Origin of the sequence: Nonomuraea sp. NPDC048826, from assembly GCF_043198225.1 — a bacterium.
Lineage (GTDB): Bacteria > Actinomycetota > Actinomycetes > Streptosporangiales > Streptosporangiaceae > Nonomuraea.
The window spans coordinates 1111990-1125442 of sequence record NZ_JBICUQ010000001.1; the positions used below are offsets into that span (position 1 = coordinate 1111990).

The 13453-nt window shown below is 70.7% G+C and carries 16 protein-coding genes; 11 read left to right on the plus strand and 5 right to left on the minus strand.

Going from position 1 to position 13453, the window contains the following annotated elements; all coding sequences use genetic code 11:
- Positions 1 to 59 precede the first annotated feature (59 nt).
- Both ACGFI7_RS05430 and ACGFI7_RS05435 read left to right on the plus strand, forming a co-directional pair.
- Positions 60 to 461 (plus strand): F0F1 ATP synthase subunit epsilon, encoded by a 402-nt coding sequence (locus tag ACGFI7_RS05430; protein ID WP_393399401.1) that lies wholly within the window; start codon positions 60 to 62, stop codon positions 459 to 461.
- Positions 462 to 485: 24 nt separating this feature from the next.
- Positions 486 to 860, plus strand: coding sequence for a DUF2550 domain-containing protein (locus ACGFI7_RS05435; protein ID WP_393399403.1), 375 nt, complete (start codon positions 486 to 488; stop codon positions 858 to 860).
- A 5-nt stretch (positions 861 to 865) separates the two neighbouring features.
- On the opposite strand, the gene ACGFI7_RS05440 is transcribed toward ACGFI7_RS05435, so the two are convergent.
- The gene (locus ACGFI7_RS05440) at positions 866 to 1456 is read right to left on the minus strand and encodes a cob(I)yrinic acid a,c-diamide adenosyltransferase (RefSeq protein WP_393399405.1); all 591 of its coding nucleotides are present in this window, start codon (positions 1454 to 1456) and stop codon (positions 866 to 868) included.
- A 126-nt stretch (positions 1457 to 1582) separates the two neighbouring features.
- Here ACGFI7_RS05440 and ACGFI7_RS05445 point away from each other — a divergent pair, with 126 nt between their 5' ends.
- From ACGFI7_RS05445 to ACGFI7_RS05460, 4 genes are read left to right on the plus strand one after another with little or no spacing between them, the layout of a single operon-like run.
- The gene (locus ACGFI7_RS05445; RefSeq protein WP_393399407.1) at positions 1583 to 2479 is read left to right on the plus strand and encodes an ABC transporter ATP-binding protein; all 897 of its coding nucleotides are present in this window, start codon (positions 1583 to 1585) and stop codon (positions 2477 to 2479) included.
- Between the two features lie 5 nt (positions 2480 to 2484).
- The gene (locus tag ACGFI7_RS05450) at positions 2485 to 3585 is read left to right on the plus strand and encodes an ABC transporter permease (protein WP_393399616.1); all 1101 of its coding nucleotides are present in this window, start codon (positions 2485 to 2487) and stop codon (positions 3583 to 3585) included.
- Complete coding sequence (locus ACGFI7_RS05455) at positions 3585 to 4757, plus strand: sensor histidine kinase (RefSeq protein ID WP_393399409.1); 1173 nt, start codon at positions 3585 to 3587, stop codon at positions 4755 to 4757. Before ACGFI7_RS05450 ends, ACGFI7_RS05455 begins: the two co-directional genes overlap by 1 nt.
- A gap of 38 nt (positions 4758 to 4795) precedes the next feature.
- The gene (locus ACGFI7_RS05460) at positions 4796 to 5113 is read left to right on the plus strand and encodes an STAS domain-containing protein (protein ID WP_393399411.1); all 318 of its coding nucleotides are present in this window, start codon (positions 4796 to 4798) and stop codon (positions 5111 to 5113) included.
- Positions 5114 to 5153: 40 nt separating this feature from the next.
- Here ACGFI7_RS05460 and ACGFI7_RS05465 read toward each other — a convergent pair whose 3' ends face one another.
- The 3 genes from ACGFI7_RS05465 to nucS all read right to left on the minus strand — a co-directional run bounded on the left by ACGFI7_RS05465 (position 5154) and on the right by nucS (position 8021).
- Positions 5154 to 5693, minus strand: a complete 540-nt coding sequence (locus ACGFI7_RS05465) for a TetR/AcrR family transcriptional regulator (RefSeq protein ID WP_393399413.1) — start codon at positions 5691 to 5693, stop codon at positions 5154 to 5156.
- Between the two features lie 143 nt (positions 5694 to 5836).
- Entirely contained in the window at positions 5837 to 7309 is a 1473-nt protein-coding gene (locus tag ACGFI7_RS05470) for an aldehyde dehydrogenase family protein (protein WP_393399416.1), read from the minus strand.
- 49 nt (positions 7310 to 7358) lie between these two features.
- On the minus strand, positions 7359 to 8021 hold the full coding sequence (gene nucS, locus ACGFI7_RS05475) for an endonuclease NucS (protein ID WP_393399418.1): 663 nt from the start codon (positions 8019 to 8021) through the stop codon (positions 7359 to 7361).
- Positions 8022 to 8057: 36 nt separating this feature from the next.
- On the opposite strand from nucS, the gene ACGFI7_RS05480 reads away from it, so the two are divergent.
- The 5 genes from ACGFI7_RS05480 (at position 8058) to ACGFI7_RS05500 (ending at position 12199) form a co-directional block, all read left to right on the plus strand.
- Positions 8058 to 9506 carry a 3-hydroxyacyl-CoA dehydrogenase family protein gene (locus tag ACGFI7_RS05480; RefSeq protein ID WP_393399421.1) on the plus strand — a complete coding sequence of 483 codons (1449 nt, stop codon included), beginning with the start codon at positions 8058 to 8060 and terminating at the stop codon, positions 9504 to 9506.
- Positions 9503 to 9793 (plus strand): ATP/GTP-binding protein, encoded by a 291-nt coding sequence (locus ACGFI7_RS05485; protein WP_393399423.1) that lies wholly within the window; start codon positions 9503 to 9505, stop codon positions 9791 to 9793. Before ACGFI7_RS05480 ends, ACGFI7_RS05485 begins: the two co-directional genes overlap by 4 nt.
- Before the next feature lie 27 nt (positions 9794 to 9820).
- Entirely contained in the window at positions 9821 to 10525 is a 705-nt protein-coding gene (locus ACGFI7_RS05490; protein ID WP_393399426.1) for an alpha/beta hydrolase, read from the plus strand.
- Between the two features lie 40 nt (positions 10526 to 10565).
- Complete coding sequence (locus ACGFI7_RS05495) at positions 10566 to 11324, plus strand: SDR family NAD(P)-dependent oxidoreductase (protein ID WP_393399428.1); 759 nt, start codon at positions 10566 to 10568, stop codon at positions 11322 to 11324.
- A gap of 80 nt (positions 11325 to 11404) precedes the next feature.
- Positions 11405 to 12199 carry an alpha/beta fold hydrolase gene (locus tag ACGFI7_RS05500; RefSeq protein ID WP_393399431.1) on the plus strand — a complete coding sequence of 265 codons (795 nt, stop codon included), beginning with the start codon at positions 11405 to 11407 and terminating at the stop codon, positions 12197 to 12199.
- Here ACGFI7_RS05500 and ACGFI7_RS05505 read toward each other — a convergent pair.
- Positions 12159 to 13382, minus strand: a complete 1224-nt coding sequence (locus ACGFI7_RS05505) for an AI-2E family transporter (protein ID WP_393399434.1) — start codon at positions 13380 to 13382, stop codon at positions 12159 to 12161. The genes ACGFI7_RS05500 and ACGFI7_RS05505 overlap by 41 nt on opposite strands.
- Between the last annotated feature and the right edge of the window lie 71 nt (positions 13383 to 13453).

The window sequence follows — 13453 nt, forward strand, 5'->3', positions numbered from 1 at the left end:
TATGGTGGTGGCGCGGCGGCCGGCCGTGCCACCACCTGATCGGAAAGGAACCTACACAAGTGGCGAAGCTACGCGTAGGGGTTGTCTCACCCGAGCGTGAGATCTGGTCGGGCGAGGCCGACATGGTGATTGCCAAGACCGTGGACGGCGAGATCGGTATCATGCCGCAACACGCACCTGTGCTCGGCGTCCTCGTCGAGGGCGGCGTGCTGCGTGTGAAGCGGGAGGGCGAGAGCGACCTGGTCGCCGCGGTCCACGGGGGCTTCATCTCCGTGGCCGACGACGAGGTTTCGGTGCTCGCCGAGGTGGCCGAGCTCGGTTCCGAGGTCGACGTCGCGGCGGCCCGTGACGCTCTCGACCGGGCCCAGGCCTCGATCGAGGCCAACCAGGAAGACGCCGACGCGGCGCTCGAGGCCAAGCGGGCTCGGGCACGGCTGCGTGCGGCCGGCGAAGAGGTCTGACTTACACGAGCCTTGGGGGCGGCAATGGTGGCAACGTTGGTCGTTTGTGCGCTGCTGGCCGCCGTCCTGAGCGCGCGGGTCTTTCTGGTGGCCCGCCGCGGCAACGTACCCTGCCGCCTGCGGGCGGGAGACCGGGGCTGGCGTGCCGGAGTGGCTCGTTACGCCGACGGGGAACTCCACTGGATTCCCCTCTGGGATGTGCGACTGAGGCCGCGTCACGCGATCGCGAGGCGCGGCCTCGTCGTTTCCCGGCGCAGGGAGCTCGACAACGGCCTGTACGCGGTCGACTGCTCGGGCTCGACCAGCGACATCTCGCTGGCGATGAGCGCCGACGCGCTGACCGGTTTCCTGGCCTGGCTGGAGTCGGCGCCGCCGAGCGCCTATCTCGACGTCGCCTGACCCCGTTAGCGGGTGCCGCCCGGCTTCCAGAGGATCTCGTCGCCGTCGTGGGCGATCCGGCACAGGATGAAGAGCAGGTCCGACAGCCGGTTGAGGTAGGTGGCGGTGAGCGGGTTCATGTCATCGTGCTCGCCCAGGGCCTCCCAGGTGGTCCGCTCGGCCCGGCGGACGGTCACCCGAGCCAGGTGCAGCGCCGCGGTGGCGGGGTCGCCGCCCGGCAGGATGAAGCTGCGCAGCGGCTTGAGCCGCTCGTTGAACAGGTCGCACTGCTCTTCCAGCCAGTCGATGTAGGACTGCTCGACCCGTAGCGGCGGGAACTCGGGGTTGGCGGTCACCGGGCTGGACAGGTCGGCGCCGAGGTCGAACAGCTCGTTCTGGACGCGCCGCAGCACCGCGACGAGGTCGTCCGGCAGGGTGTCGTGCGACAGGGCCAGCCCGAGATGGGCGTTGGCCTCCTCCACGTCGGCGTAGGCGGCCAGCCGTGAGTCGGTCTTCGACGTCCGGCTCATGTCGCCGAGTGTGGTGGTGCCGTCGTCCCCGGTGCGGGTGTAGATCCGGGAGAGAACGACCGGTTTGTCGTTGTCTGGGCGCGTCATGGCTTCAGCGTAATGACAAATGTCATCGAGAACGGACGCGTACCGCATCCCAGGCCGCTGATTTCCGCGACTACCTGGGCCGTCGCGGCTGCGCCACCATCGAGACATGACGAAGGAGAGGACCTGATGCTCGAGATCAGCGGACTGCGCAAACGCTTCGCCGGCGCCCCGGGGATGCCTGAGGGCAAGCAGGCCCTGGACGGGATCGGCTTCGCCGTCCGCCCTGGGGAGATGTTCGGTTTCGTGGGCGCCAACGGCGCCGGCAAGTCGACGACCATGCGGATCGTGATGGGGGTGCTCAAGCCCGACACCGGCACGGTGACCTGGCGCGGCGCGCCTGTGACGTACGCCGACCGGCAGCGCTTCGGCTACATGCCGGAGGAGCGCGGGCTCTACCAGAAGATGCGGGCCGGTGAGCAGATCGAGTACTTCGGCCGGCTGCGCGGGCTGAGCCGGGACCGGGCGCGGAAGTCGTCCGAGGAACTGCTGGAGCGGCTCGGGCTGACCGAGCGCAGGGACTCCAGCGTGGAGTCGCTTTCGCTGGGCAACCAGCAGCGCGTGCAGCTCGCCGTGGCGCTGGTGCACGACCCGGAGCTGTTGATCCTGGACGAGCCGTTCTCCGGCCTCGACCCGATCGCCGTCGAGGCGCTGGCCACGGTGCTGCAGGAGCGGTGCCGGGGCGGCGTCCCGGTCATCTTCTCCAGCCACCAGCTCGAGTTGGTGGAGCGGCTCTGCGACTCCGTGGGCATCGTCTCCGCGGGCCGGATGATGGCCAGCGGCACGGTCAGCGACCTGCGCGCCGCCGCGGGCGGCTCGCTGCGGGTCGTGGTCCGCGACCCGGCTCCCGGGTGGGCGGACGGCCTGCAGGGAGAGGTGAGCGTGCAGGGCAACCGGCACGTGCTGGTCACCGAGCACGGCGACGACCAGGAGATCCTGCGCCGGGCCGTCAAGGCGGGCCATGTCGAGCACTTCGGGGTCGAGCAGCCGACCCTCACCGAGATCTTCAAGGAGGCCGTGGCGTGAACGAGATGATGCTGATCGCGCGACGGGAGATCGTCACGCAGATCCGTACCCGGGCTTTCACCATCAGCCTGCTGGTCACCATCGTGGTGGTGGCGGCCCTGGCGTTCGCGCCCAAGGTGTTCGACCGCCCCGACGCGTACACGCTCGGCACCGTGAACTCGCAGCAGCTGCCGCTGGAGGCGGCGCTGCCGGACGCGAGTTTCGAGTGGCGCAGCTTCCCCGACGAGGCGGCGGCCACGAAGGCCGTGCTGGACGGGGACGTGGACGCGGCGCTGATCGACGGCAGCAAGGTGATCTCCGACGGGGAGATCGAGACCGAGCTGGGCATGATCATGCAGAGCACGCACCGTGAGGTGAAGCTGGGCGCCGCCGGGGTGCGGATCGAGCCGCTGCGGATGGAGTCCGTCGGCGCGGACACCCGCTACGAGGCCGCCCGGACGGGCATCGCCGTGGTGCTGGTCCTGGTGCTCTTCATGCTCATCCTGGGCCAGGTCATGATGGTGGCCATGGGCGTGGTGGAGGAGAAGGGCAGCCGGATCGTGGAGATCCTGCTCAGCTCGGTGCGTCCGTGGCAACTGCTCGGCGGAAAGATCATCGGGCTGGGGGTGCTCGGCCTGATCAACCTCGGCTCGATCCTCGTGGTCGGCATCCTGGCCTCGCTCCTCTCCGGGTTCGCCGCCGACTTCCCGCCCGGCATGGTCGGCATCGTCGCCGGGGTGCTCCTCTGGTTCGTGCTCGGCTACGCGTTCTTCGCCACGCTGGGCGCCGCGCTGGCGTCGCTGGTGTCGCGCCAGGAGGAGGTCGGCAACGTGATGTCGCCGATGACCATGCTCATCATGGCGGCCTACTTCGTGGCCTTCTACGCCACCACCGACCCGACCGGCACCGTCGCCACCATCGTCTCCTACATCCCGCCGTTCTCCTCGATGGTGATGCCGGTGCGGATGGCGGCCACCGAGGTCCCCCTGTGGCAGGTCGGGGCCTCCGTCGCGCTGATGGTGCTCGCGGTGCTGGGCACGCTGTCCTTCGGGGCCAAGGTGTACGAGCGCGCGGTGCTGCGCACCGGGGCCAGGGTGAAGCTCGGTCAAGTGCTGCGCGCCAAGTAATGGACGCGATCGAACGGGTGCGTCGCAAGACCTGGCGGATGCTGGCGACTTTCGCGGTCATCCTGTGGCTGTTCGTCGGCTTCCGCCTCGTCATGTGGACACTCAACCGGCAGCCGCTCCCGTGGCCGCGCTGGGTGCCCGCGCTCATCCTGATCGCCTGCTTCACCTGGCTCTACCTGCGGATCTGCACGGCCATGATCGAGCACCGGTATCCGACGCGTGAGGTGGTGGCGGCCGGCGCGCTGGCCGTCCTGGCGGCGCTGATCGGCGGGGCGGACCCGATGTCGTTCGGCATGGCGCTGGTCGCGTGGCTGTCGGTGGCCTCGCTCGGGGTACGGCCCCGGCTCGCCGTCTACCTGGCGGCCGGGACGTTCGTGACGGGCGTCGGGCTGGGTTTCCTCACCTACCTGATCGACCCGACCGTCCTGTTGTCCGGAGAGTGGAGCGCGAACCGGAACCTGCTGTTCCTGGGCATCACGTACGGCGTCCTGTGCGCGGCCTACCCGCCCGCCAACCGGGTGTGGATGTGGATGCTGGAGCTGACCATCCGGGCGCACGAGGGCAAGGAGGCGCACACCCGGCTGGCGCTGGCCGAGGAGCGGCTGCGCTTCTCAAGAGACCTGCACGACCTCGTGGGGCACCGGCTGTCCGCGATCGCGGTCAAGACCGGGCTCGCGGTCCGGCTGGCGGACACCGACTCCGACGCCGCCAAGGCGCAGATGGCCGAGGTCAACGAGCTCACCAGGAAGGCCCTGCGCGAGCTGCGGCAGGCCGTGCGCGGCTACCGCGAGCTTGACTTGACGGCTGAGCTGAATAGCGTGAAAGAGGTCCTCGAGGCGGCCGGCATCGACTGCCGCTTCCATCTGCCCTACCGCGACCTGCCCGGTGAGGTGGCGGCCGTCTTCGCCTACGTGGTCCGCGAGGCCGCGACGAACGTGCTCAAGCACAGCACGGCCACCTACTGCGACATCCTCATGCGGGTCATCGACGACCGGGCCGAGCTGCGGGTACGCAACGACGGCGCCGGGCCGCGCGACGGCGACGACGCCGGGAGCGGGCTGCCCGGGCTGGGCGAGCGCGTGGCGGCCGTGGGCGGCGTGCTGACAGCCGCGCCCGACGGCGACGGGGAGTTTCTGCTCACGGCGGTCGTGTCTCTGCCTGTACGTGGGTAGGGGAGATATGTCGGGGTTATCCCCAGTAAGGAGGTGGCATGCGCGTCCGGGGCAATCTGAAGGGGCAGGTGGTGCGGATCGGCAGCCGGCTCGACGCGGGCACGTCGGCGGGAGTGCGGGAGCGCCTGCACGAGGCGGTCCAGTCCGGCGCCGGCGACCTGATCCTCGACCTGTCCGAACTCGAGATGATCGACGCCACCGGTCTGGGCGTGCTCGTGGGCACCCACCGGTTCGCGCTCGACGCCGAACGCCGGGTGGTGCTGCGCGCGGTCCCCCCGCGGATCATGCGGATCCTGGCGGTGACCCGGCTGAACCGGGTCCTCCACGTCGAAGCGCAGACCGCCGCGGTGGCGTAATTCCTTTCCACCGGTATTTGGAAACAATTGCGGGCGGCCGTTATGGGGCCAGAGCCCTGAGGAAGAGATGCACGGCCACGCCGACGAGTTCATCGAGCTCCGGCGGTTCCTTGGCCATCAGCCATTCGATGAGCAGCTCCTGGAGGCCGCCTATTACACCGAGCGCCACCAGGTGCCGATTCACCCCCGGCGCCTGCGGGAAATCGGCCCATGCCTCCTCCACGAGCCGCGCGAAGGAGTCGATGGCCCGTTGCCGCGACACCATCAGGACGTCGCCGGATCTCCGCACCTCCACATGCATGATGCGGGCCCGGCGCCAGTCGGCGGTGGCGAACTCGATATATGCCCGGATTCCGGCCCGGACCCGGCCGTCGAGCGTGTTGGGCGCCTCCTGCAGGGCCTTCGACACCACCGCCAGGCTTTCCTCGACGCAGCGTTCGTGCAACGCCTGTAAGAGTTCCTCGCGACCGCCGAAACATTCGTAGAAGGCGCGGTTGGAGATCCGCGCCTCTGAGCACAGCCTTTCGATCGTCGTGGCCGCGAAACCAGGTTTCGCGTAGAGCGTGTAGGCGGCTGTCATCAGCCGCTCGCGTCTGTCTGCCAGCCTTTGTGCCGCTGACATTCCCCGGTAAGACCGGTTCACATTCCACCCGTCCAACATGATCGTGGCCCCCGAGCACACAATTATGGATGGATGATCGGAATGTGGAAAGGGCAGACAGATTACCTCTTACGTCGTCCGTGCAAGAACGTGACAACTTTGATCAGCCGCTCAAGCTCGTCCGGCTGACGGGAGAACGAGGTCAGCCGCATTCCCGGCACCGCGAAGCGCTGACGCGAGATCGACTTGGCGCGGGCGAACTCGCGCAGCCCGTCGGCGCCGTGGATGCGCCCGAACCCGGAGTCGCCCGTACCGCCGAACGGCAGGGAGGCCACGCCGGCGAACGAGATGACCGAGTTGACGGACGCCATCCCGGTACGCAGCGCCCGGGCCAGCGCCATCGCCCGGCGCTTGTTCCCGGAGAACACCGTGCCCGCGAGCCCGTAGGTCGTGTCGTTGGCCAGCTCCAGCGCCTCCTGCGCGTCCTTGGTGCGGCGCACGGTGATCGTCGGCCCGAACGTCTCCTCGCGCACCGCGGGGGAGTCCTCCGGCACGTCCTCCAGGATCACCGGGTCCACGTACGGGGGCCGCACCGAGTCGGGGCCGCCCGTGATCGTCCGGCCTGACTTGGTCGCGTCGTCGATGTGCCGCTTGATGATGTCGAGCTGCCCCGGCATCGTGATCGGCCCGTAGTGCTCGCCCGCCTTCACCGTGGCGGCCCGCTCCGAGAGCTTCCGCATGAACGGCTCGTACACCGCGTCGACCACGTACACCCGCTCCACGCCCACGCACGTCTGGCCGGCGTTCGACAGGGCGCCCCAGAGGCACGCGTCGACCGCGGCCTCGACGTCGGCGTCGGCGTCGACGATGAACGCGTCCTTGCCGCCGCACTCCGCCACCATCGGCGTGAGGTTCTCCGCGCAGGCCGCCATGACCCGCTTGGCCGTCGCGGTCGAACCGGTGAAGGCGATCTTCTTGACCCGGGGGTCACGCGCCAGGAACGCGCCCGTCTCGCCCAGCCCGGTCACCGTCTGGAACACCGGGTGCTCCGGCACCGCCTCCGCGAACAGCTCCGCCAGCCGCACGCCCACCCCGGGGGTGAACTCGCTCGGCTTGAACACCACGGCGTTGCCCGCCGCGAGCGCGTACGCGATGGACCCCATGGGGGTGAACACCGGGTAGTTCCACGGCCCGATGACCCCGACCACGCCCAGCGGGAGGTACTCCACGGAGGCCGCCATGTTGGCGCCGATCATTCCGCCGGAGACCCGGCGCGGCCCGAGCACCTTGCGCGCGTTGCGGGCGGCCCAGTCGATGTGCGTGATCGCCAGCACGATCTCCAAGGTGGCGTCCGCGACCGGTTTGCCCGTCTCCTCGTGCACCAGCGCGGCAAGCTCGCGCAGCTCGCGCGTGACCACGGCCTTGTAGTCGAGCAGCCTGCGCCTGCGGCCCGCGTGTCCCAGCTCCTCCCACCAGGCGGAGGCCTCCTGGGCCCGGCCGACGGCCTCGCGCACGGCCTCGGCGTCCTGCTTCTGGTGACTCCCGACGACCGTGCCGGTCGCCGGGTTGAGGGAATCGAATGTGAGCGTCGTCATGACGCCAAGATAGAACGGTAAGGCCTCGCTTACTAGATTGCCGCAGGGCTCAGAAGAGCGTCGGGTTCTCCGGCTCGATGCCGCGCAGGGCGTGGTAGTCGAGCGTGACGCACTCGATGCCGCGGTCGGCCGCCAGCACCCGGGCCTGCGGTTTGATCTCCTGCGCGGCGAACACCCCGCGCACCGGGGCCAGCAGCGGGTCGCGGTTGAGCAGCTCCAGGTAGCGGGTGAGCTGCTCGACGCCGTCGATCTCGCCCCGGCGCTTGATCTCGACCGCGACGGTGGCGCTCTTGGCGTCGCGGCACAGGATGTCGACCGGGCCGATGGCCGTCATGTATTCGCGCCGGATCAGGGTGTAGCCCTCGCCCAGGGTCGTGATGTGCTCGGCGAGCAGCTCCTGCAGGTGGGCCTCCACGCCGTCCTTGATGAGCCCGGGATCGACGCCCAGCTCGTGGGAGGAGTCGTGCAGGATCTCGGCCATCGTCAGCACGAGCTTCTCGCCGGTCTTGCCGTGGGTGACGGTCCAGGTCTCGCCGTCCTCCTTGAGCTTGCACGGCGGGTTCATCCAGTTGAGCGGCTTGAAGGCGCGGTCGTCGGCGTGGATCGACACGCTGCCGTCGGCCTTGATGAGCACGAGCCTGGGCGCCATCGGCAGATGTGCCGTGAGCCGTCCGATGTAGTCGACGCTGCAACGCGCGATGACCAGCCGCATGAGAGTCCACCCTAGCGGCTCTGTAAAACTACGAGCATGGCCTTTGAAATGGTGGGAGTGGTCGGACTCGGCACGATGGGCGCCGGGATCGCGGAAGTGTTCGCCCGGGGCGGGCTGCGGGTCATCGGGGTGGAGGCCGACGCCGACGCGCTCGCCCGCGGCCGGGGTCACCTGGAGAAATCGACCCAGCGCGCGGTCGACCGGGGCAAGCTGGCGGCCGCCGACCGCGACGCGGTGCTCGGCCGGATCACGCTCACCACCGCCAGGGAGGACCTGCGCGAGGCCGACCTGGTGGTCGAGGCCATCCCCGAGGTGCTCGGCTACAAGACGGCCCTGATGCGCGACCTCGACGGCATCTGCAAGCCGGAGACGGTGCTGGCCACCAACACCTCCTCGCTGTCGGTCACCGCGATCGCCGCCGCCACCGGCAGGCCCGGCCGGGTCGTGGGCCTCCACTTCTTCAACCCGGCCCCGGTCATGCGGCTGGCCGAGGTGGTCCACACCGTCGTGACCGACCCGGACGTGGTGCCGGCGATGCGCGAGCTGGCCGAACGGCTCGGCAAGACGGCGGTGGTCGTCGGCGACCGCGCCGGGTTCGTGGTGAACCGCCTGCTGCTGCCCTACCTGAACCACGCCGCCGTGCTGATGGAGCAGGGCGTGGCCGGGCGCGACGACATCGACGCCGCCATGCGCCACGGCGCGGGGCTGCCGATGGGCCCGTTCCAGCTGCTCGACCTGATCGGGCTCGACACCGCGTACGAGATCATGGGCGTGCTGTTCGACGAGACGCGCGACCGGCGCCACGCGCCGGCGCCGGTGCTGCGCGAGCTGGTCTCGGCGCGGCTACTGGGCCGCAAGAGCGGGCGCGGCTTCTACGGCGCCGAGACCCGGCCGCACGAGCCGCCCAAGTCCTCGGTGATCACGTTCGACGTGGCCGGGCCGGGAGCCGAGGAGCTGGCCGAGCGGCTGCGCACGGCCGGGTTCAAGTCGTCCGGGGAGCCCGACGTGCTGCTCCGGCTGGCCGACCGGCCGGTGGTCGAGCACGCCGTCCAGCTCCGCGACCCGGGCCGGCTGGTCGGCGTCCATCTCGTGGGCGACCAGGTGGCCGAGATCGTCTCCACCGTCCTCACCTCCCGGGAGGCGGCCTGCGCCGCCGCCGACCTGACGAAGGTGATCGGGCTGACGCCGGTGGCCTGCAAGGACCGGGCCGGGTTCGTGGTGGACGCGCTGCTCTACCCGTACCTCAACGACGCCGTGCGGATGTACGAGTCCGGCTACGCCTCGATCGACGAGATCGACGCGGCCATGCGGCTCGGCTGCGGCTACCCGGCGGGGCCGTTCGCCACGATCGAGTCCGTCGGCCTCGACACGGTCCGCGACGGGCTGCGTGCCCTGTACGCGGAGTACCGCGAGCCGGCCTTCGCCCCCGCGCCGCTGCTCGACCAGCTCGTCACCGCGGGCGTGCGCGCCTTCCCGCGGCCATGAGCCCGCGCCGCGCCCGGCGCAAGGAGCCCACCCGCCCCGCCGCCTTCCCGCGCAGCACCGATCGGGTGGAGGAGTGGCCCGACGGGGCGTGGAAGGTCCGCTCGCTCACCGGTCAGACGTCGACCAAGGACTACCGCTGTCCCGGCTGCGACCAGGAGATCCGGGGCGGTCAGCCGCATCTGGTCACCTGGCCCGACTGGCCGGGCGGCGAGGAGGAACGCCGCCACTGGCATCCGGTGTGCTGGCGCAAGAGACTGGATCGCGGCCCCGGCCGCAGCCGCTATTGACCCCCTACGGATGGACGAAGGAGCGACGTGGAGATTCGCGCGGCGACGGTGCTGCCCGCCCGGCGTGAGCCGATCGAGCTGCACACCGGCGACGGCCTGACCCTGGTCGGTGAGCTGGCCCTGCCCGAGGACCGGCCGCCGGTGGCGACCCTGGTGACGCTGCACCCGCTGCCGACCCACGGCGGCTTCATGGACAGCCACCTCTACAAGAAGGCCGCCAACCGGCTGCCGGCGCTGGCCGACCTGGCGGTGCTGCGCTTCAACACCCGCGGCACCTCCTCCGAGCGCGGCACCTCCGAGGGCGCGTTCGACGGCGGCGCGGACGAGCGGTTCGACGTGGCGGCCGCGCTGGAGTACGCCGAGTTCCACGACCTGCCGCGGATCTGGGTGGTCGGCTGGTCGTTCGGCAGCGAGCTGGCGCTCAAGTGGGCGCACGACCCGGTGGTGGAAGGCGCCATCCTGCTGTCGCCGCCGCTGCACCGGGCCAACGAGAACGACCTCGACGCCTGGGCCAGGTTCGGCCGGCCGCTGATCGCGCTGGTGCCGGAGTTCGACGACTACCTGCGCCCCGACGAGGCCGAGCGACGCTTCGCGCGGGTGCCCCAGGCCGAGGTGGTCGGCGTCGAGGGCGCCAAGCACCTGTGGGTGGGCGAGCCGTACGTGCGCATCGTGCTCAACGAGATCGTCCGCCGCATCGTCCCCGACCGTCACCCCCTCCCCACGGAGATCTGACCGCCATAGAATTCCGTTCGGTCAGTACGGAGGAGGCATCGTGGGCGCGTTCGCTCTAGACGGCAAGAAGGCCCTGGTCACCGGGGCGTCCAAGGGCATCGGCCGGGCCATCGCGCTCGCGTACGCCGAGGCCGGCGCCGACGTGGCGCTGACGGCGCGCTCGGCCGACGCGCTGGAGACGCTGGCCGGGGAGATCCGCGCGCTCGGCCGGGAGGCCGTGGTCATCCCCGCCGACCTGACCGACCGGGACGCCGCCGCCGCGACCGTGCACGAGGCCGTCTCCGGGCTCGGCCACCTCGACGTCGTGGTCAACAACGCGGGCGGGTCCAACTTCCTGGTCGAGTTCAAGGACCTGCGGCTGACCGGCTGGGACAAGATCATGCGGCTCAACCTCGACTCGGCCATGGCCGTCTGCCACGCCGCCGCGCCTCACCTGCTCGGCCGCGGCAGCGGATCCGTGATCAACATCGCCTCCGCGGCCGCGCTCGGCGCGCCCTTCCTGGCCCCGTACGCGGCCGCCAAGGCCGGCCTGGTGGCCCTGACCAAGACGCTCGCCCTGGAATGGGCGGCAGCAGGCGTGCGGGTCAACGCCCTGTGCCCGGGATGGACCGCCACCGACCTCAACCGCAACCTCTGGGACGACGGCGACGACGGCCAGGCGACGGTGGCCAACGTGCCGATGCGCCGCTGGGGCACGGTCGAGGAGATCGCCCAGCCCGCCGTGTTCCTGGCCGCCGACGCCTCCGCCTACATGACCGGGCAGATGCTGATCGTCGACGGCGGCCTCACCACCGCTTGACGACCAGGACGGGCCATTGGCCGCATATCGGCATGGATCGTGGAGTGATTGTCGCGCGGAACCGGGTTACCGTGAGGTCCGTGCAGCTCTACACGAGAACATCCGGGAGCGGGCTCCCGGTCGTACTGCTCCACGCGTTCCCGCTCTCGTCGGCCATGTGGCTGGCCCAGCGGGAGGGTCTGGCCAGGGCGTGCCGGGTCATCACCCCCGACCTGCGCGGCTTCGGCGGATCGCGGCTCGGCGACGACGAGCCGTCGATCGACCTCATGGCCGACGACGTCGCCAGGATGCTCGACGAGGAGGGCGTCGACCGCGCGGTCGTCGGCGGCCTGTCGATGGGCGGCTACGTGACCATGGCGTTCTGCCGGCGCCACCCCGACCGGGTGCTGGGCGTCATCCTGGCCGGCACCAAGGCGAGCCCCGACGCAGAGCCGGCCCGCGACAACCGCGAGCGCATCGCCAGGGCCGTGCTCGCCGACGGCAGCGACGTGCTGGTCAAGGAGGTGCTCCCGGCCCTGATCGGGACCACCACCAAGCAGCGCAGGGCCATGGTGTTCGGTCGGGTCAAGGGCCTGGTGCAGTCGGCGCCGCCCAAGGCGGTGGCCTGGGCGCAGCGCGCGATGGCCGCCCGGCCCGACTCCTTCGACACGCTGGCCGCGCTCAAGGTGCCCGCGCTGGTGCTGGTCGGCGACGAGGACGAGCTGGCCCCGCCGACGGACGCCCAGGCCATGGCCGGGGCGCTGCCCGAAGGGCGGCTGGAGGTCATCGCCAAGGCCGGTCATCTGGTCGCCGTCGAGCAGCCGGAGGCGTTCAACGCGGCCGTGGAGCGCTTCCTCAGCTCTGAGCTTGCCGGGGTATCACGATCTCCCGGATGATCAGGGCGATCGCGGCCGCCACCGGGATGGCCAGCAGCGCGCCCACGATGCCCAGCAGGGCCCCGCCCACCAGCGCGGCGATCACCGTCACCGCCGGGGTCACGTCGACCGAGCGCTTCATCACCCTGGGATAGATCACGTAGTTCTCGATCTGCTGGTAGACCACGAAGAAGATCGCGCAGGCGATGCCCGCGGGCACCGACCCGAGCAGCGCCACGCCGGTCACCACCACGGCCCCGATCGTGGCGCCCACCAGCGGGATCAGGTCGGTCAAGGCCACCACGAGGGCGAGCGCGAGCGCGTACTCGACCCCCACGATCGACAGGAAGATCCACGTCAGCACGCCGGCCACGACCGAGATGAGGATGTTGCCGGCGACGTAGCCGCCGATGCCGCCCAGGATCTCCTCGGCGAGCGCCCCGGTGCGGTCGCGGCGCGAGGCGGGCACCAGCTTGAGCAGGTAGGCCTTGATCGTGTGCAGCGAACCGAGGAAGTAGAGCATGAGCACGAGCAGCGTGATCGTGGTGAACAGGCCGTCGAGCACCACCAGCCCCGCGCCCACCACCCCGGTGGCCAGCGACGGGCCGAGGGTGCTCGTGACGAACGAGGCCAGCTGCGGCAGGATCTGGTAGTCGGCGTCGAGCTCGCGCAGCGTCGGATGGCTGCTCAGCTCCCTGACGTAGCCGGGCACGGCCGCCACGAAGTCGGCCAGCTGCTGGCTCACCGGCGGCACCACGGCCAGGCCGAACAGCACGAACATCACGATCACGGCCGCGAACACGGACGTGATCGCCCACCGCCTGGCCAGGCCGCGCCGCTGCAGCGCCTCCACCGCCGGGTTGAGCCCGACGGCCAGGAACATCGCCACCACGATCATGATGATCACGCTCAGCGAGCTGACGACCATCTGGGCGAGCGCGATGGCGGTCAGCACCCCGAGGCCGCCGGTCAGCCCGAACAGGAACGGTCCGCGGACCAGCGGCTTGCCGGGCAGCCCGTACGCGCCGAGAGGGATCCCCGTCGCCGTCCCGTCGGCCCGCGCGGCCCCGCCGGCGTGCCCGTCGCCGTTTCCGCTGCCGTTTCCGTCGACGAGCGTGGCGCCGCTCTGGGGGGCCTCGGCGCCGGTCGGAGTGGCGGGGTCCGGCGAGGGGGCGGCTCCGGTGGAGTCGGCTGCTGCGGTCACGAAATCTCCTGCACAAGGGGGGCGCACAACGAGAGAGAGCCTAGCGACCTCGGTCGCCAGGCTCTCTCGTC

Bases quoted from the DNA above. Each gene is read 5' to 3' on its own strand.
- ACGFI7_RS05470 (WP_393399416.1), bottom strand. From the start codon at position 7,309: ATGACGACGCTCACATTCGATTCCCTCAACCCGGCGACCGGCACGGTC.
- nucS (WP_393399418.1), bottom strand. From the start codon at position 8,021: ATGCGGCTGGTCATCGCGCGTTGCAGCGTCGACTACATCGGACGGCTC.
- ACGFI7_RS05460 (WP_393399411.1), top strand. From the start codon at position 4,796: ATGCGCGTCCGGGGCAATCTGAAGGGGCAGGTGGTGCGGATCGGCAGC.
- ACGFI7_RS05435 (WP_393399403.1), top strand. From the start codon at position 486: ATGGTGGCAACGTTGGTCGTTTGTGCGCTGCTGGCCGCCGTCCTGAGC.
- ACGFI7_RS05480 (WP_393399421.1), top strand. From the start codon at position 8,058: ATGGCCTTTGAAATGGTGGGAGTGGTCGGACTCGGCACGATGGGCGCC.
- ACGFI7_RS05485 (WP_393399423.1), top strand. From the start codon at position 9,503: ATGAGCCCGCGCCGCGCCCGGCGCAAGGAGCCCACCCGCCCCGCCGCC.
- ACGFI7_RS05440 (WP_393399405.1), bottom strand. From the start codon at position 1,456: ATGACGCGCCCAGACAACGACAAACCGGTCGTTCTCTCCCGGATCTAC.
- ACGFI7_RS05455 (WP_393399409.1), top strand. From the start codon at position 3,585: ATGGACGCGATCGAACGGGTGCGTCGCAAGACCTGGCGGATGCTGGCG.
- ACGFI7_RS05450 (WP_393399616.1), top strand. From the start codon at position 2,485: ATGATGCTGATCGCGCGACGGGAGATCGTCACGCAGATCCGTACCCGG.
- ACGFI7_RS05465 (WP_393399413.1), bottom strand. From the start codon at position 5,693: ATGACAGCCGCCTACACGCTCTACGCGAAACCTGGTTTCGCGGCCACG.
- ACGFI7_RS05445 (WP_393399407.1), top strand. From the start codon at position 1,583: ATGCTCGAGATCAGCGGACTGCGCAAACGCTTCGCCGGCGCCCCGGGG.